Source organism: Agarivorans sp. Toyoura001 (assembly GCF_005405585.1).
GTDB lineage: Bacteria > Pseudomonadota > Gammaproteobacteria > Enterobacterales > Celerinatantimonadaceae > Agarivorans.
The window spans coordinates 413383-438202 of record NZ_BJEQ01000002.1 but is presented as its reverse complement, the minus strand read 5'-3'; the positions used below and the strand labels follow the sequence as shown (position 1 = coordinate 438202).

Below are 24820 nucleotides of genomic sequence, written 5' to 3'. Positions count from 1 at the left end.
ATTACTTGATCTTTGTCACAAGTAAACGTTTTCCCTTTTGATCTTCATCACGCATTAAAACCGGTTTGTTAGTTTATTAAGCAATAAAAGCGCATATTGCGCTCAATGTTTACGCAAACACATGGATATAGCGATGAGCCAGATTATTCACCTTAGTAGCAAAAATTGCAGCCTGATTATTAAAGTTGAACGTGTTCCCGAAATTTTGCATTGGGGAACCAAGATTGAACAAATTGATGAAGATTTACTGCTGTCTACTGAGCGGCCGATTTCACAAGCTCGTTTAGACGTAGATGTACCCTTAACGCTATGTCCTGAGCTAGGCAGTGGTCATTTTAATGCACCGGGTATTGAAGGACACCGCAATGGATTTGATTGGGCGCCGGTGTTTACCACCACCAATCATTACGCTAGTGATGGTTGCGCGGTGTTCACCCTACGCGATGAGGTCGCTAACCTAGAGTTAAGTATTGAGATTGAATTAGATTACGACAGTGATGTGGTGAAAAAGCGTATTACTGTGACCAATTTGGTTCATACCAAATACTACCTCACAAAGTTGTCTGCTACCTTGCCGTTGCCACACCATGCTAACGAACTAATGACTTTTCATGGCCGCTGGAGCCGAGAGTTTCAAACCCATCGCCAAGCATTCTCTCACGGTGGATTTATGCAGGAGAATCGTCGCGGTCGTACATCGCATGAAAACTTTCCAGGGCTATTTGCAGGCAGTAACAACTTTGACCAACAAAATGGCCAAGTGTGGGGTTTCCACCTAGGCTGGAGCGGTAACCACCAATTGCGCGCCGATGTGAAAAGTGACGGCCGCCGGTTTGTTCAAGCCGGTGAACTGCTATTAGCTGGTGAAGTACGCCTTGATTATATGCAAAGCTACAGTACGCCGTGGTTATATGCTTGTTGCAGTAATACCGGTTTAAATGGCATTTCAGATCGCTTTCACCGTTATGTTCGCGCCAACATCATTCATTTCCCAGAGAACAAACCTCGTCCGGTGCACCTTAATACATGGGAAGGGATCTACTTTGAACATGATCCTGAATACATTATGAAAATGGCTAGCGAAGCCGCCGAGATGGGCGTAGAGCGCTTCATCATTGATGATGGCTGGTTTATTGGCCGCGATGGTGAGCGCAGTGCTTTAGGCGATTGGTACCTAGATGAGAAAAAATATCCTAATGGCCTAGAGCCAGTTATTGAACACGTGAACCAACAGGGCATGGAATTTGGTTTGTGGGTCGAGCCAGAGATGATCAGCAAAGATTCCATTTTGTTCCGCGAGCACCCAGAGTGGGTATTGGAGCTTAAGGGTTATCACCAGCCTTCAGGCCGCTGGCAGTATGTATTGGATCTACAAAACCAAGACTGCTTTAAGTACTTATTTGAACGTTTAAGTGAATTGCTGACGCGTTACAATATTGCTTACCTTAAGTGGGATATGAACCGAGAATTGGTGCAGCCTGGCCATATTGGTCGGCCGGCAGTAAATGGCCAAACCAAGGCCTTATATGCCTTACTCGACAAACTACTTGCTGCTCACCCTGAAGTTGAAATTGAGTCTTGTTCGTCCGGTGGTGGTCGAATCGATTTCGAAATTCTTAAACGTACTCACCGTTTTTGGGCCTCTGACTGTAACGATGCCTTAGAGCGCCAAACTATTCAGCGTGGTATGAGCTATTTCTTCCCACCAGAGGTAATGGGCGCACATATTGGTCCTGGAGAAAGCCACACTACTCGCCGTTGTCACCATATCAATATGCGTGGCATGACCGCGCTTAGCGGCCATATGGGCGTAGAGCTAGATCCTGTCAAAGTCGACCCGCAAGAGAAACAAGCATTTGCTCATTACATTGCCTTGCACAAGCAGTATCGCCAGCTGTTACACACTGGCCGTAGTTTCCGTTTAAATGCTTCAGACCATCGTCAGCATATCAACGGGGTGCAAAGTGACGACGAAATGTTGATTACTGTTTGCCAATTAGCCATGCCCGATTACGCCTTGCCAGCTCCTTTACGAGTGAGTTGTGTAGATGAAAATGCGCACTACCAAGTAAAGCTAGTAGAGATGCCAGAAACCAGTTTTCAACTGATGAAGCAGCGCCCAAGTTGGCTTGATAAAACTCTCACCTTGAGCGGCGACAACTTACGAGAAATTGGCCTTACCTTACCGATTCTCGATCCAGAGTCAGCACTAATGGTGCACCTAAAACGCATTTAACCAACAATTTTTGTATTCACCGAGTGGCCAGTGACCGCCACTCGCCAACTTTATGAAGGATTAACTATGTCTATAACAGTGTTCTTATCGTTCTTGCTGTTTACTGGCTTTGTTGGGGTGTTTACCTACAACAAAGTGAAGAAAAACAAGCACGATTCACAAGATGGCTACTTTTTAGGTGGCCGCAGTTTAACCGGCGGCTTAATTGCTAGCTCGCTGATTTTAACCAACCTTAGTGCCACCAGTTTTGTGGGCATGAGTGCCCAAGCTTACACTCACAATATGAGTGTAATGGGCTGGGAAGTAGCGTCGGGTGTTACCTTAGTGATTATTGCGCTGTTATTAGTGCCGCGTTATTTAAAGCAAGGTATTACTACCATTCCAGACTTCTTAGAAAGCCGTTACGACTTATCGGTGAAGAAGTTCGTTACCTTGCTGTTCTTGTGCCAATACGTGATTAACATTCTGCCTACCACTTTGTACGCAGGTGCAGTGGTACTGGGCGAGATCTTCGATATTCAAACCTTACTGGGTGTTTCTGAGTTTGCTGCGATTGCGATTATCTCTGCCACTATTGGTATTCTCGGCTTTTTCTACGCCATTTATGGAGGTTTAAAAGCAGTGGTGATAGCCGATACGATCAATGGTGTTGGTTTGATCATTGGTGGTTTAATGATCCCAGTGTTTGGTTTAATGGTGCTAGGTGGCGGCAGCTTTGGTGATGGTTTACACCAAATCATTACTGTTGCGCCAGAGAAGTTACAATCGGTAGGCACATCCAGTGACCCACTGCCATTCTCAACATTGTTTACCGGTTTGCTATTAGTCAACTTATATTACTGGGGAACCGATCAATCGATTATCCAGCGCGCTTTAGGTGCTAAAAACCTTAAAGAGGGTCAGAAAGGGGTGATTTTAGCCGGTGCCATTAAGGTTATCTCGCCACTATTTTTGATTATTCCAGGCATTATTGCATTTCATATGTTCGGCGCTGACGCAGGCAACCCAGACACTATGTACACCCGATTAGTGAATGAAGTACTGCCAAAACCATTAGTGGGCTTTTTTGTCGCGGTAATGTTTGGTGCCATTCTTAGTACCTTTAACGGTGTACTGAACAGCTCAACGACCTTGTTCGCGCTTAATGTTTACAAACCATTATTTGGTGAAGGTAAATCAGACCAAGAACTGGTGGCTAAAGGCCGAATCTTTGGGGTATTGATTGCCATTATTGCAGTGTGTATTGCCCCGTTTATTATGTTTGCGCCAGAAGGTCTATTCCAATACTTACAAATGGTTGCCGGCTTCTTTAGTGTGCCAATTTTCACCATTGTATTTGTAGGTTACATTTCAAAACGGGTACCCGCTATTGCCGCTAAAGTGTCGTTAGTTGTGTTTGTATCTTCTTACGCAGCGATGCAGTTGGTATTTGAAACGCCGCTACATTTCTTACACCAATTAGCGATTCTGTTTGTGGTGTGTACCATCTTAATGTTTGTGATTGGCGCCATTAAACCGCGTGAGCAGGCCTATGTGATGCCAATTAATGAAAGCATGGACGTTACGCCGTGGGAATTCCGTTTTGAAGCCTCAGCCGTGGTGCTTTATATGGTGCTAGGCGCCTTCATTATGTTCTCTGACGTGGGCCTAATGTCAGACGACCCAACGATTATGCAAACCTACGGTTTCTGTGGCTTGATTATGTTAGTAGGGATCTTCTTTAGACATATGAAACGCAAGCAGCTGCAACCAGAGGTTGAAGCAGGTTAATTCCTAGTTCGTTGTGTTATTTGCCCAGCTAATTAGCTGGGCTTTTTTGTATTAGAGGCGATAATGAGTCAGCGCTTACATCGCTTTAAACAAATGATTAGCGCTGCGGCTAACGGGGTATTGGCTGCCATCCACTAACTCTACTGTTAGCTTGCCTAACATGTTCTTGTTAACGCGCTTAATGCTATTCACTTTGACTAAGGTGGAGCGATGAATTTGCCAAAAATGCCCTGGCTGAATTTGTCCCAGCAACTCTTTTAGCGGTGTGCGAATAACATACTCATCTTGCATACTGCGCACCGTGGTGTATTTATCTTCGGCAACAAAAGCCAATATACTGTCTATGGCCACTAACTCTACCGACTCACCTTTACTGGCTTTAATCCACTGCAGATATTGCGGCTTGTCGTCCAGTGCCGTCACTAGGGCTTGTAAGTCATAGTCTGGTTTGGCTTGCGGGCTAGCTTGGCGCTGCTGAATCCGTTGGCAGGTTTGTAATAAACGCTGTTCATCAAGCGGTTTTAGCAAGTAATCAATTGCTTGCTGCTCAAAGGCTTGTACGGCGTATTCATCAAAAGCGGTGGTAAATACAATGTGCGGTGGTTGCTCAAGTTGATTAAGCTTTTGGGCGACTTCTATGCCTGTCATGCCGGGCATGCGAATGTCTAAAAATACAATGTCGGCGCCGAGCTGTTCCACGGCGGTAAGTGCACTTGGTCCATCGCCGGCTTTATCTACTATGTCTAGTTCTGGCCAGCATTCAGCTAACATTTTGTCTAAGTGAAAGCGCAATAGCGGTTCGTCATCAACAATTATTGCTCGCATGGAAACTCCAAGGTAGCTAGGGTGCCACCGCTTGCTTGTGGGCTTATGCTCAAACTTGCCTGATTAGGGTAAAGGCTAGCCAAGCGCTGCTGAATATTGGTCAATGCCATACCATTACCTTGCTTCGGTGATGCTTGGAAACCGATGCCTGTATCACTAATCGTTATCTTCCAGTGCTGGTCTTGCATCGCTATGTGAACGCTCACTTCGCCGCCTTCAGGTTTGGGTTCAATACCATGAAAAACTGCATTCTCTACTAGCGGTTGTAACAACATGGGGGGGATTTGTTGTTGCGTGAGATTAGGGCTATCTAGTTCAACACTAAACTGCAGGCGCTCGCCTAAGCGAATTTGCTGAATCGCCAAATAAGCGCTAATTCCTGCTACTTCATCTTCTAAGCGAATGCTTTCTTGGCGGCTCTTTTTAAGGGTGACCCTGAGTAGCTCGGTAAACTTATCTAAAAGCACCTCAGCTTGTTTGGGTTCTACTGCGATGAGGGCTTTTAAGTTGGCCAAGGTATTAAATAAGAAATGCGGTTCTATTTGGCTTTGCAATAACTGAAGCTGGCTGTAGGTAAGTGCTTGCTCTGCTTTAAGCTTTTCTAACTCGGCGGTTTGTAGGGCAGAGGACATTTCAAGGTTTTGTTCTCGGCTAAAAAAGTAGTAGTAAATTGCCGCGCAAAATAGCAGGCCAATCAAAACAACTTTTAACATTAATGGCCAATTAAAATTGTCGTAATAAGGGCTGATCCAATACCAAGTGTGGGCGCTGCCTAAGCTTAAAGTGATAGGGGCGCTGAGTACAAAACTCCAAAAGGTATCTAGTTTGGGGAAAAGCCAGTCGATGAGCATGGTGGCCATGGTGCCCACGCAGCCAAATACTAAGGCAATAATAAAGTGCATCCAGTATGGGCCGCCCCAAATCGCATTGGTAAGGTATGCTATGGGAATAGAAAACAATGCACATATGGCTAGTGAACGCCTTAGTGATTTATAGCAATTCGATTTCAAAAGCGTCCCTCAAGTTTTATTAAGCCAACTCTACTTTCTGGTAATAATTGGTAAACGGCGTTGTCAGCACCTCCAAGATAACGCAGCCTTGCACCAAGCGTCCATCCTTGGATAAATTCATAGTCCAGCCTTGCTGTGGCGATCACGCCGCCATCTTCAGGCGCTAACATTACATCAAAGGCTGGTTGCCAATCTTCTATATCGCGATGCCAATGCAGCATCACATTGTGTTGCATTATATTCTGTCCGTTAAACACTGCGCCCTGCGAATAGCGTAGTTGATTCAAACCACCATCCTGTTGGGCTAAATAGTGGCTAACATCGGCTACCTGTTGCCACTGCTGCTGGCTTAATGCGCGGTTATCAAACCAATATTCCACTATTAGGTTGTCACCGGCTAAGTTTGCCCATGTCATTCCCAGCAGCGCTTGTATGCCATCATCAAACTCTTGCTCAGAGATGGGGGCGACTTGGCCAATGTTGTTTTGTGTTAAGTGGCTTACCATGCGCCGGTAATGTTGCTGGTAACGGCTCTCGGCATGCACTTCCCAGGCATCACCAAAGGTGCTTACCCAACTGCCGCCTAAGTTTAGTGCCCGTTGGTTATCGTAGTAAGCAAGGGTTTGCCATTCACTATTATTGCTAAGTTGGTACCAACGCAAGCCTGCTCCGCGTTGTTGTAAACCTTCTGAACCTGTCGCCAAATAGGAATCAGTGTAAAACAGAGCGTATTCGCCATTGCCACTAAACTGGCTTAGGCTTAACACGCCTACGCCTTCTTCTACTTGAATCGCGACAGGGTTGCGCCGGTAGGGTAAAAACATGTCTAGCGGGCGGAATCCATAACTCACCCCTAAGTCGATCCGTTGCTTGCCAACGAGTAAGTCACGTTCGGCCAGTTCTGTTTTCCAAAATAACTCAGCAAGAATCAAGTCATGTTGATTGTCTTGTTTTTGTTTGCTCTGACTCAGTGCGACCAGCTGCCCTTGCAGATTATGGTATTGTGGATACCAGCGTAAGGCGGCATCGGCAAACCATTGGTCTTGGCTGGCAAATACCGGGCTAGTCGACGCTTGAGCATAGCCGCTGTCTAATTCTAATTGCCATTGTTGCAGCCAAGTTGCATGGGCACTAAGGCTTATCAAAGCAGCAAAGCAGTAACTACATATTCGAATACCAAGCAAAATGCGTCCTAGGTCAATTCCTTTTAGCCTTAGCATAAAGCGCTGCTGGCAAAGCTCAGGGTAAATGCGATAAAGGGGGATTAACTCAGATAAACGGTTAATTGTGGGTGTTGGATAATCATTCTGATTCACCAAAGAGCAGCACTAACACGGTTTTCTTACCGTTTTTATTTAATACTGTGACTTTTTGGGTAAACGTTTTCCCTTTTTGGTGAGGTGTATTTGTGCAGAAGATCAAGTTTATGGTGGGATTCGTTGACTTTTCATTGAATAGTTGTGGAAACGTTTTCCCTTTTTGTGATTAAATACTGTTAGTTGGTTCTGAACGGTCGTATAACGCGGCCATAAAGTATGGGTAAGGCGCTCAATCAATAAGGAGAGCAAATGAATAAGATCTTAGTAACTGGTGGCATGGGATACATTGGCAGCCACACTTGCGTGCAAATGATTAACGCCGGTTTAACTCCGATCATTCTGGATAATTTATGCAACAGTAAAAGTGAAGTGCTGGCGCGTATTGAAAGCTTAACTCAACAACAACCGGTTTTTTATCAAGGTGACGTGCGAGACCGCAGCGTGCTAGAAAAGATATTTAACGAGCACAAGATTGACTCGGTGATTCACTTTGCTGGCCTAAAAGCCGTGGGCGAATCGGTGCAAAAGCCGTTTGAGTATTATGATAACAACGTAAATGGTTCTTTAGTGCTGATCGACGTAATGCGAAAAGCGGGCGTGAAAAGCATTGTATTTAGCTCATCAGCTACCGTTTATGGCGAACCTAGCGAAATGCCCATTAATGAAAACACACCTACCGGTGATGTAACCAATCCTTACGGACGCAGCAAATACATGGTGGAAGAGTGCTACCGTGATATTCAATTAGCCGCACCTGACTTAAGCGTTACCTTGCTACGTTACTTTAACCCGGTAGGTGCCCATCCAAGCGGCACAATGGGTGAAGATCCGCAAGGTATTCCTAACAACCTTATGCCGTTTATTGCCCAAGTGGCAGTAGGGCGTCGCGAAAGCCTATCAGTATTTGGTGATGATTACCCAACACCTGATGGCACTGGTGTTCGTGACTATATCCACGTAATGGACTTAGCCGATGGCCACGTAGCCGCGTTAACCAAAGTGGGCGAGCAAGCTGGCTTGCACATCTTTAACTTAGGCACCGGTAAAGGCAGTTCTGTTCTGGAAATGCTTAAGGCCTTTGGCAACGCTTGCGGTAAAGATATTGCCTATGAAATTTGCCCACGCCGTAACGGTGATATTGCCGAATGTTGGGCAGCTACCGACAAAGCCGAGCAACAGCTGGGCTGGAAGGCTAGCCGCAGTGTTGAAGATATGACGGCAGATACGTGGCATTGGCAATCCAATAACCCTAACGGTTACGACAACTAGAATTTTAGAAATAATGAGCGCCTCAAAAGGGCGCTTTGAACGGAGTTAGACCCCATGTTAAACACAAACTTTGACCCTACCGAGCATCCGCATCGCCGTTATAATCCTTTAACGGGACAGTGGATATTGGTGTCGCCGCACCGTGCTAAACGTCCCTGGAGTGGCCAAGATGAAGCGCCGTCTACGGCGACCTTGCCGAGCTACGATGCCGGCTGTTTTTTGTGTGCTGGCAATACCCGTGTATCGGGTGATAAAAACCCGGATTACACGGGCACTTATGTCTTTGGTAACGATTTTGCTGCACTGATGACCGACTCACCCAGTGTACCTACTGCCACCGACCCCTTGTTTACCAGCATGGAAGCCCGTGGTTTAAGCAGGGTGATTTGTTTCTCGCCAGACCACAGTAAAACCCTGCCGGAGTTATCCACCACGGCAATTCGTGGCGTGATTGATACCTGGAATGAGCAAATCGAAGAGTTAGGTAAAGACTACCTGTGGGTACAAGCCTTTGAGAACAAGGGCGAAACCATGGGCTGCTCGCAGCCTCACCCACACGGCCAAATCTGGGCCAACAGCTTTCTCCCTAACGAGATTGAGCGTAAAGACCAACACTTGCGCGATTATACCGCCCAGCACGGCAGCAACTTGCTGGTGGATTACGCCACTCGAGAGCAAGCCGATGGCAGCCGTACCGTGGTGGAAACTGAACATTGGATAGCGGTCGTGCCGTATTGGGCTGCTTGGCCTTTTGAAACCATGCTCATGCCTAAAACCCATATTCGCCGGATGAGTGAGCTCAGTGACGCTCAGCGTGATGATTTAGCACTGGCGATGAAAAAACTCACCAGCCGTTACGACAACTTATTTCAGTGCTCATTCCCGTATTCCATGGGCTGGCACTATGCGCCGTTTTTCAAAGAGGGCGATACCACGACCGAACACTGGCAATTACATGCCTTGTTCTACCCACCGCTATTGCGCTCAGCCAGCGTACGTAAGTTTATGGTGGGCTACGAGATGTTAGCGGAAAGCCAACGAGATTTAACCGCTGAGCAAGCGGCCAGCAAACTGCGCGACCTTAGCGACGTGCATTACAAAGAACAACAGGACTAAGGAGCTGCGCATGACCCAACGTCAACAACACCTCATCGATACGGTCAGCAATGCCTTTATCAATATGACGGGCTCAGCCCCAGCAAGGCTGATCCAAGCCCCTGGGCGGGTAAACTTAATTGGTGAACATACCGATTACAACGACGGCTTTGTGCTGCCTTGTGCCATTGACTACCAAGCCGTGGTAGCGGCTTCACCGCGCAGCGATAGCATCGTGCGTGTGGTGTCGGTAGATTACGATAACCAAGTGAACGAGTTTGATATTAGCCAACCGCTACAGTTTGATGAAAACTGCATGTGGGTAAACTACATTCGCGGCGTCATTGATTGCCTACAAAAAGAAGGCTTCACCCTGGGCGGCGCCGATTTAGCGGTGAGTGGTAATGTGCCACAAGGCGCTGGCTTAAGCTCATCGGCTGCCCTTGAAGTGGTAATTGGTCAAACCTTTAAAACCCTGTTTAACCTAGCCGTCTCGCAACAGAAATTGGCGCTGATTGGCCAAGCGGCGGAGAACAACTTTGTAGGGTGTAACTGCGGCATTATGGACCAGCTTATCTCCGCCGAAGGTAAAGCCAATCATGCCCTACTGATTGATTGCCGCTCGCTAGAGACGCAAGCAGTGGCCATGCCAGAAGACATGGCGGTGGTGATAATCAACTCCAACAAAAAACGCGGTTTAGTGGACAGTGAATACAATACCCGCCGCGAGCAATGTGAAGCCGCCGCGAAAGGCTTAGGAGTGAGTTCACTGCGAGATGTGAGTGAAGCCCTGTTTGCGGACAAGCAACACAGCCTAGACCCATTGGTGGCCAAACGCGCCCGCCACGTGATAACTGAAAATGCCCGCACCTTAGCAGCAGCCGAGGCCCTAAAAGCCAACGACATGGCGACCTTGAGTGTACTGATGGAGCAATCTCATGCCTCGATGCGTGATGATTTTGAAATCACCGTACCGGAAGTGAACTGCATTGTGGATATCGTGAAACAGGTGCTGGGTAACCAAGGTGGCGTACGCATGACGGGCGGAGGCTTTGGGGGCTGCATTGTGGCGCTTATGCCGCCTCAATTGGTCGATGAGGTATGCCAAGCAGTGGAGCAGCAATACCAAACCGTGACCGGTTTAAAAGAGAGCATTTACGTGTGTAAGGCGATGCCAGGTGCTGGTGCAATAAATTAAGCCTCTTGCCGCAAACATTCAGCAGATAAAAGCTCGGCCTTGTGCCGGGCTTTTTTATTGCTGCTAATTCCGCCTTAAAGCTCTCTCAGTACAGTATCCCTAGTAAATATAACGAGCTAAAAAAAAAAGAGGAGCAAGCTCCTCTTTGTTGTTGCCTAAATCAGCTCTCAGTCTTTGGTTTTGCCAAAGCGGCGTTGATACATATTGCCATTTACCCGTTTAGCGGCATCTACCATTGGTTGGTAGGGGACATCAGTAATGCCAACAAAACCTACGTTGTAGTTCTCGCCGTCAAACGAGCGACCGGTGATAGGGGAGTCAATGTACTGGAACCAATGTGCGCCCACAAAGTAAGGGTTATCAATCACCGAATTAAGGTAATCTTCAAACATCTCCCCGCGCTCGGTTTGATCGTTCGCGGTAACTAGGCCAGCATGGTAGAAGCCTTCTTTAACGCCAATATGGAACTCACCAATAATGCTTGGCATATCCACTTCGGCTAAGAACTTCCAAGGTTCAGGGTGCAAACCTTCTTTGTAGTAGTTGTAACTAACAACGTCTACGTGTTTGGCTGCGGCTCTCACTACCTCAGGGTTGCACCCCCAGTCGGCAAAGCGAGCGCCTAGGTATAAGTGATTTGGGAGTTGTGCTTTTAAGGACTCATTTACCACTTTGAAGTACTCACTGGCGTAGAGTTCTAATAACATCGAGTAGTCGTTAAGCTGAGCCTCGTTATGGCCAAGGTCGGTGAGACCCGCAGCCACATCTTCCCAAGAGCTAATATCGCTTTGCCAAGCTTGGTTGAGCTTATCAATGCTGCTGTATTTGTCTTTTAAAGCTTGAGTGAACACCGCTTTAGTTGGGCTGTCTTGGTCGCTGCGACCCAAGGTATGGGTGGCGATGCCATAATGGCTTTTCACCGTGTCCATGCGGCCCCAGCTCTTTTCATTGTCGATGAAGATACCTACACACCAAGGTGAACCTTTTATCTCGGCGTTAACTTGGCTAACGGTGGCTTCGGCGCGCTCTCTAAACACTGGGTCGAAGGGGTCGGGTAAAGGCGCCCAAAAGTCATCCCCACTGGTGACGGTTTTAAACTCACCAATGATCCAGCCATTGGCAAAATAAGGGATTTTTTTATTATCGTAAAACTCTGGTGCTGTCCAATTACCTAAGCAAGAGAAGCCCCAGTTGAGCATGCGATCCATGGTTACTTCGCGCCATTTTGCCATGTAGTCTTGGCCATCTTGCCCGTATTTGCGCTGTAAGTTTGCCGAGTAAAAACTAAAGATCTCACCGCGATCTACTGGTCCTTCAAACAGCTCACGCATGTAGCTGTAATGTTCCGCCAATGGGTCATCGTAATCTGGCAGCCACTCAAAAAAGTCTCTACGGGTTTGGTTCGCGACATAGGCAGAATCAAAAGCTTGCTGGCTAATTTCCAATTTTTCTTTTGAGTCTTCAGGTGTCACATCATCGTTGCTGCGTGCAGCAACGGTAGAGTGGTCGTAATCTACGCCGGTGATGGTAAATGAGTTAGCTAGGCGAATAATATCTAAGCCGGTGGCAAAGTAAGGGTAGCCATCCGGGTCAACCAAAGACCATTTACCCTCAATTTTTTCAGCGCGGAAGTAACCGCTAGCGTCCAATTGCGGGCCGCCGGTAAAACCGCCAAAGAGAGAGCGTTGCGGCATGGCACCTTGTTCTAAGCTTTTAAGTTCGGCGGCAGTGACTGAGAGTAACTGTTCTTCAGAATGAATTTTCTCTACGGTGTCCACTGCAGCATTTTGACCAAACTTATCTAAGCAGCCTTTAAGAAAGTCGGGATTGCTATCGGGGGTGAGAATTACTCTAAAGTTGTCTAATACCAGTTGGTGATCGATTAAAGTGCCATGAATACTTAATTCAATTTTAGCCACTGCACTGAGGTCTATATTCATTTCTCCCCACATCCAGGTGGCGTAGTGAAATGGCGTATCCCAAGAGGCAGGGTTAGAGCGAAAACCCGATTGATAATTAAGGCCACCTTTAAGGTATTCGCCTTTTAATTCATTAAGGTAGGTTTTACATGAGTTGCCTTGCACGTTAATACTGCGACTATGCATTTGCCCCTGTTTATCAAAGATGTTGATGAATATTTGCGTAGAGCGTTTGCCTAGGTTTGTGGCGTCAAATGCAAAACAAAAGTGGGGCAATTGGCTCCAATCAAATGGCTGTTCTGGTTCAATAAAAATAGAGGTGTAGAAGTTCTCTTTACTGCGTGTACTAACTTTTAGTGCTTGCTGGCCAGCGGTAACGCCTTGACCGCTGCCAACAAGCTCGACGTCTACGTTACTGAAGCTAAATGCTGAAGGGATTTGATCGGCAAAATCATAAATCAAAATCGATGTTTCGTGCTCAGAGATAACGCGAGCATCCTCAGCCGATAAGCGTGTATTCATTACTTGTCCTCGTAATATAAGCAAGCTACTGCTCGGCCTAAGGTGGTCACTAAACCACAAGATTAAACAATAATAAGCGCAAGGCTAGTCACTGTTAAGGCTGAGGTGCTGCCGTTAAAGCGAATTAAAATTATCTGAGTCTATTAATTGCTTTTACGGCTTTTGTGTCAACCAAATTAATAAAATTGGATAACCAATTTTATTAATTTGTGAACCAAGGCACGACTTGGTTTTTCACACCGAGCCGCTTGAGTTGTTTTCGCTACTGATGGGCTTTAATAAGGCTCGCGTTGTAGGCGAATCTTGGGTTAGTTATTTCAGTGGTGTTTTGAGAAAAGCGGATGCGAGATAAGTCGAAAGAGCGCTTAGCTTGTTTAAGCTAAGCATCTTCACATGCTCTAAGTAGATTTAGAGCGAGGTGCTAAAGAGGGACTCTAGATACAAGGTATTACAGTGCAGTTAATGGAATTTTTATCACGGCTTTTCGTACTTTCATCGGCGCTGATACCGCGCAAAGTGGGCGATGAACTTCATTTGGGAAAAATACGGCAAAATCACCTTTTGCGAGATGTACCAATTGCTCGTTACTGGCTCGCTCAAAAAAAGCGACATCATTTTCTAGCTCGGTTAAGTGCAGAGCGTCTTCGGCAAGTTCGTGGGTATAGCCAATGTTTTCCTCACCTTCTAGAACCACTTGAATATCAAGATACTGCTTGTGGATCTCGGCTTTACGTTTTTCAAAGGGTTCAGTTTCAGGGGACATCAGTAATACAAAAACTGATTCATCCGATAAGGTATATTTACCATCGGGTTGTTGCTGAGCAATGGCCATTGCCTCATCAATCCACTTAGGAAAAGACGGGTTTACATAACTCACTAAAGAGAGTTTGTTTACGTTTCCAAATAACATCTTACTACTTCCTGTTGTTTAGGTTTTTGGTTTAAGGGGATAAAGCTGACTGTTTGGCTGCTAAGGGCGTTACATTGTTATGTGGTCTTAACGCGCTGAGCAAACGTCATAAACAGGAGGCAAACGCTCCTGTTTATGACGTTGAGTGGCTTGTAGTGAATATTTTGCAATAGTGTACTTACAAGAACTTGAAGCGCTGGTTAGTCGCGCCAGTGCAGGCCCATTGCCTAATCTGTCCACCATTTGCGTTTGAACTATTAGCGACCTCTAAGCATTTTCCGCTTTGTTTATTTCTAATTTCAAACGTATTACTGCCCTTGTCTTCTAGGCTCCATGTTTGATTAGAGTTGGCGTGATTACATACCCATTGATGCACCTTAGCGCCATTTGCCGAGCTGCCAGACGCAAGCTCCATACAAAGCTGACTTACCTTGGCATTAATGCTGTATTGATTGTTGGCTATTTTAGTAAACTTGAACCGTTGATTGTTGTTGCCCGTGTTACACGAATACTGCTGGTAAGTACTGCCATTCCATAAGGCGCCATTGATTACATCAACACAACGATTGCTGTGTGCCAGTTGTAAATTGGTGTAACCACTAGGTGGCGTAATATCGCCAGTAGGTGGTGTAGTGGAGCCACCCGTTGGTTTGTATACGCGGATCCAATCTACATACATCTTGTTTTTATCACTGTCGGCTAAATCTGCATCAGTGGCGATGTGGCCTGCTTCAGAGCGCCAAGAGTGGTCTTCGGTATCAATAATAATGAAGGCTTCTTGATCCATGTTGTAGCGGCTCTTATCAAGAATGGCACCGGTGTAATCTTTGTCTTTCATTACCACTTGGCTCCAAGCGCCTTTTGTGGTTTTTTGACCATCGATGTAAAAAGTAACGTCTGTTGGACTCTTCCAATACACACCAAAGCGGTGGAAACCGTCACGCCAGTAGTTTCCCCAAGTGGGCGTGAAGTGCGTCTGGTCGTTGTAATCGTTTTTTATCGAGTTGTCGTTATTACGGAAGAAAACATGAAAGTTGGTCGACATGTTCTTGGCATACCAATCTTGGCGAGCGCCACCGTATACCTCTAATACATCTATTTCACGCTGGTCGTTTTCGCTTAACAACCAAAAGTTGGAAGAAAGCTCTAAGTTACTCACCTTGATACTGGCTTCTAAAAAGATGGGGTATTTTACTTTGGTTTTAGAGGTGATGACCCCTGCATTTACTTTATTGGTGCCCTGGCGACGCGAAGCGCTAATGATGAGGTTGCCGTCACCAACCCACGATTCATCGCTCGACCAGTGAGTAAGGCCGGGGCCTGTCCAGCTATGAAAGTAACTGTCTTTCCATTTGCCGGTAAACGTGCTGGTTTTGCCTGAGTAGTTAAAAGAGTCAGAATAGTTTTGTTGTAACTCCCAAGATTGTCCTGCGTCTAGTTCGGCAGGAATGGGGATGTTATCCCAATCAGCAGCTGTTGCATTTATTGCTAAGCCAATACTGCACGCCATTAAGATTGAATGTCTGGTGAATCCTTTCATTGTTTATCTCCCTGGTTAAAGTGCAAGCAAATATCGCATGCTTATTAACCTATTTTTGTGATTTGGTCGATCAATTTTGTGTTTTTGTTAACCTTTTTTTGTGGGTGTGAGCTAAACAAGGTTTTGTTGATGGGAGCAGGCATTAAACATGAGGGCTAAAAGCAAAAAGGCCTTGGTATTACTACCAAGGCAAAGTGCTAACAATTGTCAAAAAGGAATAGAAATTCTTACTGGTAGTTCAAGTAAATGGTTTTCTTTTGCAGGTAACCCTCCAATCCGTACTTGCCGTCTTCGCCGCCAATACCACTGCGTTTAAAGCCAGTGTGGAACCCGTTTAGTAGTTCTCCGTTCGGGCGGTTTACGTATATTTCTCCCACTTCTAACTGATTTACTACTTGCATGATTTTGCGCATGTCATTGGTATATACATACCCAGACAAACCCAAATCAATATCGTTAGCGTATTGCAACGCTTGTTCAAGGCTATCGATAGGCATGGCTGCGACTATTGGGCCAAACACCTCTTGCTTCATAATGTCCATGTCATTGGTAACATTGGTCACCACGGTAGGTTCAAACCAATAGCCTTTAGTAAACTCTTGGCCAGCAGGCTTGCTGCCACCACAGGCGATTGTTGCGCCGTCGGCCTTCGCTTTTGCGATCATTTCAACGAGCTTTTCTACTTCGCGAGCATTAACTTTTGGCCCTACATTAGTGCCTTCAAGCATGGGATCGCCAACCTTAAGTTGTTTAACTTTGGCAATGAATTTATCCATGAACTCAGCGTAAATGCTCTGATGGATGTACATACGCTCATTAGAGGTACAAATTTGGCCGCAGTTGCCAAAGCCAGAGTTAACTGCAATCTCAACCACTTCATCTACGTTGGCGTCGTCCAACACAATGAAAGGAGCTTTGCCGCCTAGCTCTAAATTCAATGCGGTGATGTTCTCTGATGCAGAGCGGTACAAAATAGAGCCCACTTCAGAGCTACCGGTTAAGGTCACAAGCTTGGTGATAGGGTTACGAACCAATTCGTCACCCACTTCGCCGCCTAAACCTGAGACAATGTTTACCACCCCTTTAGGGAAGCCGACTTGTGCAATCAACTTAGAAAATTCTAATACAGTTAATGGCGTGTCTGCTGGCGGCATCACTACCATGGTATTTCCAGTGACTAAAGCGTTGCCGAGTTTACGAGCAGCCAGTGCGAGAGGGTAGTTCCAGGCTAATAAACCCACGGTTACGCCAAATGGAACACGCTGGATCCAAATTTGCTCATCTTGGTTTTCGCTAGTAACTATTTCGCCTTCGATACGTCTTGCTGATTCTGCTGCGTAGCGCAAAAAGCCTACTGAACCTGCCACTTCACCGCGAGCATCGCTAAGTAACTTACCTTGCTCTTGAGTTAACATTACAGCGTAGCGTTCTGCTTCGGCTTCTAGGGCATCAGCTAGCGCGCTAACTAAGTCTGCTCTTGCTTGAGCGGGTAAGCTGGCCCATTCTTTTTGGGCTAACTCAGATGAACGTAAAGCTTGTGCTGCTTCTTCGCGGCTGGCTTGCGGCGCATAACCCACTACTTGCTCATTAGTAGGGTTAACAACTTCGATGGTGTTGCCTGTTGCGGATACTCGCCATTCGCCATCAATAAACATTTTGTGTGAAACTGTGTTCATCTAACGTCCTTTAGATTGTTAGTTGAATTAATCTGGTAAACCAATTTGTGTATTTAAGCTTAACTGGTTAACCTTTTCAGTGATGAGAGTCACATCTTGCTTCAATGGCCTACTTGCCCCGCCGAGATTTGATAAGTATTTTTGAAATATCATGTGTTTAATGTAGATTTTTGTATTAGTAGTACAATTTCGGACAAAATGAGACCTGAGTAGATAAGGTTGACTACAAGTTTGCGCTAAAAGGCGGTACTATTCCGGATTCGGTCTAGAACTTAGTTGAATTGATTTACCAAAAACTAAGTGGTTTAAATTTTTTTCAAAGGTTAAATTGCATTATGGCTAAGATGGATACCAAGCGACGCTATTACGATATTGGCGTTCAAATCGAAGAGCTGTTGTTTTCTGGAGTTTTTAAAGCGGGCGAGCGACTGCCATCGGAGCGAGAGCTAAGCGAGCGCTTTGAAACGAGCCGGGCAACCATTCGCGAAGCGGTTATTATGCTTGAGTTGAAAGGTTTAGTTGTGGTGCGTCAAGGCGCGGGTATCTACTTTATCGATTCACCGGAAAAAGTCAGCAAACGCACCATTTTACCAAAAAGTGATGTGGGGCCGTTTGAACTACTGCAGGCTCGACAAATTATTGAGAGCAGTATTGCAGGGTTTGCTGCCACCCAGATTAAGTTTAATGAACTGCGTGAGTTAAAACGTGTATTGCAGTTACAAGAAAGCGAAATTAACGGCGATAGTGAAAGGTTTGAAGAGCTTGATCAGCAGTTCCATAGCTTGATTGCTGAGTCCACTCAGAATCGAGTATTAATAAATCAAGCGGTAGACATGTGGAGTACGGTACGTACTACCAACCCTTTGTGGAATGAGCTAAATCACCAGTTTCTACATGAAGAGCGTTTACAGTCAATGTGGATTAACGACCACAAACGTATTTTGTTAGCCTTGCAAAAGCGTTCCCCAGAAGATGCCAAACAAGCGGTATGGCAGCACATAGAGAACAGTAAGCAAGAGCTACTTAAAATTGCCAGCTCAGATAATAGCGACACGGATTTAGACGATTATTTCTTTGCGATGGAGTTCGACAGTAACTTTACTGAAAGCCATTAAGCTAGCCCTGTTTAGATGAAGAAAGCCGCTAATCGTTAGCGGCTTTTTTTATGATTTTTTCTTGCGTCTAGCTAGGCAGCAGGCGCACCAGAACTGGCTTCTTCTTGTTCACTGGGGGCTGAATTCCTTTTGCTTTGGCCTACCAAGGTGCCTTCTATCTCTTCAATGGTTTTGTTTTTGGTTTCTGGGAGTAGGGGCCACAACAGTACTAAACCTATTAAGCCAAACATTGAATACATTAAGAAAGTATTGGCCGCGCCAAAGGTTGCTAGTTGCCAAGGGAAAAATTGTTGAATGAGGTAACTCGCGATACTGGTCACCAAAGCAAACATTGGGATTGCTACGCTACGTACTGAGTTGGGAAATATTTCCGAAAACAATACCCACATAATAGGGCCAATTGAGATATGAAAAGCGGCGATAAACGCCAAAATACCAATCAAAATCAGCATTGGGTTAACGCTAATGGCTGCTTCAATAATGTGCCCTTCGTTTAACCTTAAGGTGTTTGCGTCGTAGTTGCTGGCGAGCATTTCTTTAAAGCTTACGTCGTCTTCAAATTGCTTACCTATTTGCGCAGTGAGCGGGGTGGTATCAATCACTTCTTCAAGCTTATCAATAGTTTGTTGGTTAACGCTATAAGTGGCATTGCTAAAGCCGTACCAACAGGCTGCATGGCTTAATACCACGGCCACTAAACCTAGTATGAGTAGCGGTCTACGACCTACTTTGTCGATAAAGAAAATTGCCAGTACCGTAAATACAACACTGGTTATACCAATATAAATGGCTTGCTGAAATGAGGCATTGAGACCAAAGCCAATTTGCTCAAATACCGTAGGCGCATAAAAAAGAATGGCATTCATGCCGGTAATACCCTGCACCACAGCCATAATAAAACCAATCGCAAAAACGGTTTTCATGGGTGATGAAAACAACAGTTTAAGTTGCTGGATAACGCTTTCGGTATCTTTATGCTCATTTAGGTTCTGTTGGATCTCTGCCTGTACTTCAATAGCTCGTTGCTGCGGCAGTATCTTGTTTAATACTACTAGCGCTTGGTCATGTTGGCCTTTCATTGACAGCCAGCGCGGGGATTCAGGCACTCTAAATAACAGGATTACCCAAGCCAAAGCGGGAATAAGTTCCGAGGCCAACATTGTCCGCCAAATAGTGCTAGGCGAAAACAGCAGTGAGTTTTCACTGACATGAGTCACTAAGTAGTAATTAATAAAATAAGCGGCTAATAAGCCAATCACAATGTTGAACTGGTTGGCCGATACAAGCTTGCCGCGTTGTTTAGCGGGGGCAATTTCACCAATGTACATTGATGCGAGTGACAACGAGCTAAAGGCAAGGCCGCCAATAAAGCGAGCAATGGTCAGCATCATAAAGCTGGTTGCCATTGCCGACATCAGTGCCGAGAATAAATACAACACTGCCACAATAATCAGTGTTTTCTTACGGCCTAAGGCATCGGCTGCTTTACCTGCAAAAAACAACGCGATAATAGCGCCAAGGCTTGGCGCGCCAACAACCGTACCAATTTGAATGTCGCTAAGTGAAAACTCAGAGGCTATGTAGCGCACTGTGCCAGAAATAATGGCTGCATCTAGGCCGAATACAAAGCCGCCGATAGCAACGATTAACGCATATTTATAGGCATTCCATGTTTTTATGTCCATTTCTTATCCTCAGGGGGTAATATTCGACAGCTATTTAAACACCTTTGGATAACCAATTTGGCGATCAAGATCGATATTGGTTGATCTTTATTTGAAATTGGTCGTTGTTTGTGAGGTTTATTAATGAATTTATTGCTAATTAGCAAACATGAGAAAGTGGTGCTTGAGAAAAGATTAAAAAAACACCGCTGAGGACAGCGGTGTTTTATCGATAGAAATGGGCTGAGTTAAACCTCGTAAGTGGAAATCTTATCCCAATCAAACTCTACGCCAACTCCCGGTGTATCTGGCGCAATAGCACGGTGATTATCTACGACTAATGGGCGCTTGGTATATTCATCAATCGGGAAGCTATGCACTTCTAACCAGCCAGAGTTGGGCTGTGATGATACTAAGCTAACATGCAACTCTTGCATGCCATGAGAGCAGGCTGGAACGTTATGCTGGTTGGCTAAGCGAGCTGCTTTAAGCCAACCGGTAATACCACCACAATTGGACGCATCCGGTTGTGCAAATGACAGTTTAGCTCGCTCAAAGGCGTACTCGAATTCGTGAATGGTATGTAAGTTTTCACCCATAGCCAGCGGAATACTGGTGGCGTCGGCAATCCTGCCATAACCGAGGTAGTCATCAGGAATGGTGGGTTCTTCGAACCAGGTAATGTCATATTGCTCTACCGCTTTAGATAAGGCAATCGCTTGTTCAACTGTTAGCGAATAGTTGGCGTCGATCATAAAGGTAACATCACTGCCAATCAGCTCGCGTACTGCTTTAATTCGTGCAATATCTTCTTCGGCATTTTCGCGGCCAATTTTAATTTTTACCGCGTTGTAGCCCTTATCTAAGTAACCCTGAATATTGCCGAGTAACTTCTCTAAACTGAACTGTAAATCGATACCCCCACAGTACGCTTTACAGCTAGAGCCTTCGCCGCCAGCCATTTTCCATAGAGGTTGATTGAGGCGTTTTCCTTTGAGATCCCACAGAGCAATATCTACCGATGAAATAGCAAATGAGGCAATACCACCACGACCTACGTAGTGAATGTGCCACTCCATGAAATCATAGATTTCATCAATTTGGCTGGCGTCTTTGCCGATTAGCGCTGGGCCTAGGTCATGTTCAACCATGGCTTTAATGGCATAACCACCTTTACCGCCAGTATAAGTATAACCGGTGCCTTGGCTGCCATCTTCTAAGGTTATGGTGGTAGTCACTAGCTCGAAATGGTCGTGGTCACCGTGTTTAGCGTCAGATAAGATCTCGGCAAGCGGGATCTTAAACAAACGTGTGTTAACAGACTTAATTGTTGTATTCATGGGTATTCTCTTAATCGGCTAGTTGCGCCACAATCTCTTTAACCAGTTTACCAATGGTATCCCAATCACCTTTATTTATAAGTGATTTATCCACCATCCAAGTACCGCCACAGGCTAATACACCTGGTAGGGCTAAATATTTTTCAATGTTGTTTTGATTAATGCCACCGGTTGGCATCACTTTAATGTTGGTGTAAGGGCCTAACAATGATTTAAGCATAGCAATTCCGCCAGACGCTTCAGCCGGGAAGAACTTAACAGTATCCAGGCCTAGTTCTAAGGCTTGCTCGACACCCGAGGGATTATTCACGCCCGGTACAATGGCAATGTTGTGTTTTTGACAGGCTTTTACTGTATTTGGGTTTAACCCCGGAGACACGATAAAGCTTGCGCCTGCTTCTTTAGCTGCTACCACTTGTTGCTCGTTTAAAATGGTACCAGCACCAATCAACATCTCTGGTTGGGCGGCTCGCAGTAAACGAATTGCTTCTTCGGCAGCTGCTGAGCGAAAAGTGATTTCGGCAACGGGCAAACCATTATTTACCAGTTGCTCGCCTAGCGGAACAATGTCACTGGCCTTATCGATGGCAATAACTGGAATCACTTTGAATTTTTCTAGTAGTGCATTTAAATTTTCCATGGGTACATCCGTTTAGTCATTGTGAATTTAGTTAAGGTTCAAACGCTGTTCAACTTGCGCCAAAGTAGGAAGAGGAGCGACCGCGCCATAACCCGTAATAGTGATAGACGCTGTGGCATTGGCGTATTTTAAGCAATCTTGAATTTCTGCTCCGCGAACATAGTGAGTACAGAATGACCCCGCAAATGAGTCGCCGGCTGCGGTGGCGTCTACCGCAGTGACCTTGTGCGGTTTAATGCTAAAGCGAGCATGTTGGTCTGCCACAGTTGCCCCTTCAGAACCCTGCTTTAGTACCACAATTTTTGCCCCTAATGTTAAGTAGTGGTCAATGATCTCATCTGCATGTGTTAGGCCTGTGAGTAGCTGGGCTTCATCAATGCTAGGGAAGCAGATGTCTACCTGTGAAATGGTTTCATTAATAATGGCTTTAGCGCGATTGAGCGACCATAACTTAAGGCGAAGATTCGTGTCGTAGGAGACCAGAGTGTCTGTTTTGCGGGCCAGTTCTATTGCCGCAAATACCGCGTCGCAACTGGTATCGCTAATTGCTTGGGTAATCGCAGTGGTATGTAATAACTTAGCGTTAGCAATGGCTTCAACGGGTAACTGATGCTTGCTTATTAGGCTGGCAGCAGAGCCCTTTCTTAAGAATGAAAAGTGATGGCCTTCTTCATTATGAGTAATAAAGTAAACACCGGTATGCGCCGAGGCGTTGCTTTCTACTAGATCTAAAGCGACCGACTCGCGCTGCCAAAGCGTTTTAAACTGCTCACCAAATTCATCTGCGCCTAGGTGGGTAATCATGCCTACATTGGCACCTTGGCGTGCTGCTGCAATCGCAAAGTTAGAAACATCCCCACCAAAACCACTTAGAAAGTCAGGCTGCATCGCTTGAGACTGCTTAATCTGACTGAATTCATACATCGGCTCGCCAAAACTTAATATTTCGCTAAACATGACCTGTCCTATTTGATTGCTTAATAGAAGGGCTAATCCCTTAATGAAACCGATGGTATGGGATGAATTAATTTTGGTCAACCAAAATGAGTTTTACGGATATTTAAATACAATTATTTCATTAAGCGTCTTTTATTCTTATTAACTTATTGTTTTTTTTGAATTTTATTGCTTTTTAATTAAAAGGTTAATTATAATAAACTCACTTTGGATAAACTATTTACTTATTTTAGTTAGCCATTTAAAGGTAATTGGTTTACCATTTTGTGATTGTAATCACGGCTATCTGGCTATTTTGTCGGTATAAATGCCATATTGGTTGAACAGTTGGGTGGGTAAATGGCAGTAAGTAATCATTTAAGCCAGTTTCAAGATAGGTTTAAAGCAGTAACGACATATAACAGGGAACAATTAGACACGAAGATTGTTCACATTGGCTTTGGTGCATTTCATCGCGGCCATCAAGCTGTATATAACGATTTAACTAACCAAGCGTCTGGTGAGCTTTGGGGCATTTGCGAAATAAACATGTTTGGCAGTGAAGATTTAGTGGCCAACTTAGTTGCTCAAGACTGCTTATTTTCGGTTATCGAAAAATCTAAAGACACGGTATGTTCGCGTTTAGTGAGAACCGTTACCGAGGCTATTCATACACCGGTGTCGGGGATAGCTGCAGCAATTGCCAAAATTGCTGAGCCACAAGTAAGCATTGTTTCGCTGACTATCACCGAGAAAGGCTATTGCGTTGATCCACAGTCGGGTTTGCTGGATGAAGCAAATAGCTTAATTCAACACGACTTAGCGAATCCGCAGGCTCCCGTTTCTGCTTTAGGCTTAATTACTGAAGCTTTACGAGTGAGACGTGATAAAGGTTTAGCGCCAATTAGCATTCTGTCTTGTGACAATATTCCAGAAAATGGTCACCTTACCAAAAATGCGGTACTCGCTTACGCCGCAAAACTTGACCAACAATTGGCCAGCTGGATTGAGCAGAATATTAGCTTTCCAAGCACCATGGTAGATCGTATTTGTCCTGCGATGACGGCTGAAGAATTTGCTGCCATTGAAGTGGAAGTGGGGTATGCAGACCCTTGTGGTGTGGTATGTGAAGACTTCCGCCAATGGGTCATTGAAGACAACTTTGTCGCGGGTCGCCCAGATTGGGATTTGGCCGGGGCAATGTTTGTAAACGACGTTTTGCCTTACGAAGAAATGAAGTTACGCATGTTAAATGGTAGCCACTCGTTTTTGGCTTATAACGGTGCCTTAGCGGGTTACGAGTACATTTACCAATGTATGCAAGACCCAACATTTAAAGCCGCCACCTTAAAGCTTATGACCCAAGAGCAAGCTAAATCTTTAAGCCCGAATTTGAACGTAAATTTGGAGCAGTACGCCGGTTTGCTTATCGAACGTTTTAGCAACGCAAATGTAAAACACAAAACTGCACAAATCGCGATGGATGGTTCGCAAAAGCTTCCTCAGCGCGCGGTTGATCCTTTGTTGCAGCTGCAAAAGCAAGGCTTAAAAGTGACTTGCTTACCTATTTTAATTGCCGGTTGGATGCACTCAATTATTGGTGCAGTGAAAAAGGGCGAGCAAATTGTCGACCCATTGGCAGACGAGTTTAAGCACATCGTTGATAGCCAAGCCGAGCCTTTAGCCCAAGCTAAAGCCCTGCTCGCAATAAACAAAATTTTTGGTACTCATGCAAGCGATAACGCCAAGTTTAGTCAGCAAGTCGAATCAGCCTTTGTATCTATTGAAGAATATGGCATTGCGTCGGTTATCGACTCAATTGCAGTGAATTAGGAA

The 24820-nt window shown here is 45.4% G+C and carries 18 protein-coding genes; 7 read left to right on the top strand and 11 right to left on the bottom strand.

What is annotated here, in order from left to right:
* Positions 1-133: 133 nt before the first annotated feature.
* Positions 134-2236, top strand: coding sequence for an alpha-galactosidase (locus FFR00_RS05230; RefSeq protein ID WP_137672310.1), 2103 nt, complete (start codon positions 134-136; stop codon positions 2234-2236).
* A gap of 66 nt (positions 2237-2302) precedes the next feature.
* A complete protein-coding gene (locus tag FFR00_RS05225) occupies positions 2303-4006 on the top strand; it encodes a solute:sodium symporter family transporter (RefSeq protein ID WP_137672309.1) in 1704 nt (567 codons plus the stop codon).
* A gap of 75 nt (positions 4007-4081) precedes the next feature.
* Here the strand turns inward: FFR00_RS05225 and FFR00_RS05220 are convergent, their stop codons facing one another.
* The 3 genes from FFR00_RS05220 to FFR00_RS05210 are packed head-to-tail and all read right to left on the bottom strand — an operon-like array spanning position 4082 to position 7157.
* Positions 4082-4831 (bottom strand): LytTR family DNA-binding domain-containing protein, encoded by a 750-nt coding sequence (locus FFR00_RS05220; protein WP_137672308.1) that lies wholly within the window; start codon positions 4829-4831, stop codon positions 4082-4084.
* The gene (locus FFR00_RS05215; protein ID WP_137672307.1) at positions 4819-5841 is read right to left on the bottom strand and encodes a sensor histidine kinase; all 1023 of its coding nucleotides are present in this window, start codon (positions 5839-5841) and stop codon (positions 4819-4821) included. The genes FFR00_RS05220 and FFR00_RS05215 overlap by 13 nt, the downstream gene beginning before the upstream one ends.
* On the bottom strand, positions 5838-7157 hold the full coding sequence (locus FFR00_RS05210; protein ID WP_137672306.1) for a hypothetical protein: 1320 nt from the start codon (positions 7155-7157) through the stop codon (positions 5838-5840). The genes FFR00_RS05215 and FFR00_RS05210 overlap by 4 nt, the downstream gene beginning before the upstream one ends.
* Before the next feature lie 252 nt (positions 7158-7409).
* Here FFR00_RS05210 and galE point away from each other — a divergent pair, with 252 nt between their 5' ends.
* From galE to galK, 3 genes are read left to right on the top strand one after another with little or no spacing between them, the layout of a single operon-like run.
* Positions 7410-8429 carry a UDP-glucose 4-epimerase GalE gene (gene galE, locus FFR00_RS05205; protein WP_137672305.1) on the top strand — a complete coding sequence of 340 codons (1020 nt, stop codon included), beginning with the start codon at positions 7410-7412 and terminating at the stop codon, positions 8427-8429.
* Positions 8430-8483: 54 nt separating this feature from the next.
* Positions 8484-9545 carry a UDP-glucose--hexose-1-phosphate uridylyltransferase gene (locus tag FFR00_RS05200; RefSeq protein ID WP_137672304.1) on the top strand — a complete coding sequence of 354 codons (1062 nt, stop codon included), beginning with the start codon at positions 8484-8486 and terminating at the stop codon, positions 9543-9545.
* Between the two features lie 10 nt (positions 9546-9555).
* The gene (gene galK / locus FFR00_RS05195) at positions 9556-10722 is read left to right on the top strand and encodes a galactokinase (RefSeq protein WP_137672303.1); all 1167 of its coding nucleotides are present in this window, start codon (positions 9556-9558) and stop codon (positions 10720-10722) included.
* 167 nt (positions 10723-10889) lie between these two features.
* Here the strand turns inward: galK and FFR00_RS05190 are convergent, their stop codons facing one another.
* The 4 genes from FFR00_RS05190 to aldA all read right to left on the bottom strand — a co-directional run bounded on the left by FFR00_RS05190 (position 10890) and on the right by aldA (position 17289).
* The gene (locus FFR00_RS05190; protein ID WP_137672302.1) at positions 10890-13163 is read right to left on the bottom strand and encodes a beta-galactosidase; all 2274 of its coding nucleotides are present in this window, start codon (positions 13161-13163) and stop codon (positions 10890-10892) included.
* A gap of 448 nt (positions 13164-13611) precedes the next feature.
* Positions 13612-14073 (bottom strand): YhcH/YjgK/YiaL family protein, encoded by a 462-nt coding sequence (locus FFR00_RS05185; protein WP_137672301.1) that lies wholly within the window; start codon positions 14071-14073, stop codon positions 13612-13614.
* 178 nt (positions 14074-14251) lie between these two features.
* Positions 14252-15613 (bottom strand): RICIN domain-containing protein, encoded by a 1362-nt coding sequence (locus FFR00_RS05180; protein ID WP_137672300.1) that lies wholly within the window; start codon positions 15611-15613, stop codon positions 14252-14254.
* Between the two features lie 227 nt (positions 15614-15840).
* Entirely contained in the window at positions 15841-17289 is a 1449-nt protein-coding gene (aldA, locus tag FFR00_RS05175; RefSeq protein WP_137672299.1) for an aldehyde dehydrogenase, read from the bottom strand.
* 335 nt (positions 17290-17624) lie between these two features.
* Here aldA and FFR00_RS05170 point away from each other — a divergent pair, with 335 nt between their 5' ends.
* Positions 17625-18404: an FCD domain-containing protein gene (locus FFR00_RS05170; RefSeq protein ID WP_137672298.1), complete on the top strand. Its 780-nt coding sequence runs from the start codon at positions 17625-17627 to the stop codon at positions 18402-18404.
* A 71-nt stretch (positions 18405-18475) separates the two neighbouring features.
* Here the strand turns inward: FFR00_RS05170 and FFR00_RS05165 are convergent, their stop codons facing one another.
* The 4 genes from FFR00_RS05165 to FFR00_RS05150 all read right to left on the bottom strand — a co-directional run bounded on the left by FFR00_RS05165 (position 18476) and on the right by FFR00_RS05150 (position 23005).
* The gene (locus FFR00_RS05165) at positions 18476-20089 is read right to left on the bottom strand and encodes an MFS transporter (protein WP_137672297.1); all 1614 of its coding nucleotides are present in this window, start codon (positions 20087-20089) and stop codon (positions 18476-18478) included.
* A gap of 227 nt (positions 20090-20316) precedes the next feature.
* The gene (locus FFR00_RS05160) at positions 20317-21408 is read right to left on the bottom strand and encodes a 3,6-anhydro-alpha-L-galactonate cycloisomerase (protein WP_137672296.1); all 1092 of its coding nucleotides are present in this window, start codon (positions 21406-21408) and stop codon (positions 20317-20319) included.
* 10 nt (positions 21409-21418) lie between these two features.
* Positions 21419-22048, bottom strand: a complete 630-nt coding sequence (locus FFR00_RS05155) for a bifunctional 4-hydroxy-2-oxoglutarate aldolase/2-dehydro-3-deoxy-phosphogluconate aldolase (protein WP_137672295.1) — start codon at positions 22046-22048, stop codon at positions 21419-21421.
* 27 nt (positions 22049-22075) lie between these two features.
* On the bottom strand, positions 22076-23005 hold the full coding sequence (locus tag FFR00_RS05150) for a sugar kinase (RefSeq protein ID WP_137672294.1): 930 nt from the start codon (positions 23003-23005) through the stop codon (positions 22076-22078).
* Positions 23006-23344: 339 nt separating this feature from the next.
* Between FFR00_RS05150 and FFR00_RS05145 the strand changes: the two genes are divergently transcribed.
* The gene (locus FFR00_RS05145) at positions 23345-24817 is read left to right on the top strand and encodes a mannitol dehydrogenase family protein (RefSeq protein ID WP_137672293.1); all 1473 of its coding nucleotides are present in this window, start codon (positions 23345-23347) and stop codon (positions 24815-24817) included.
* Positions 24818-24820 lie beyond the last annotated feature (3 nt).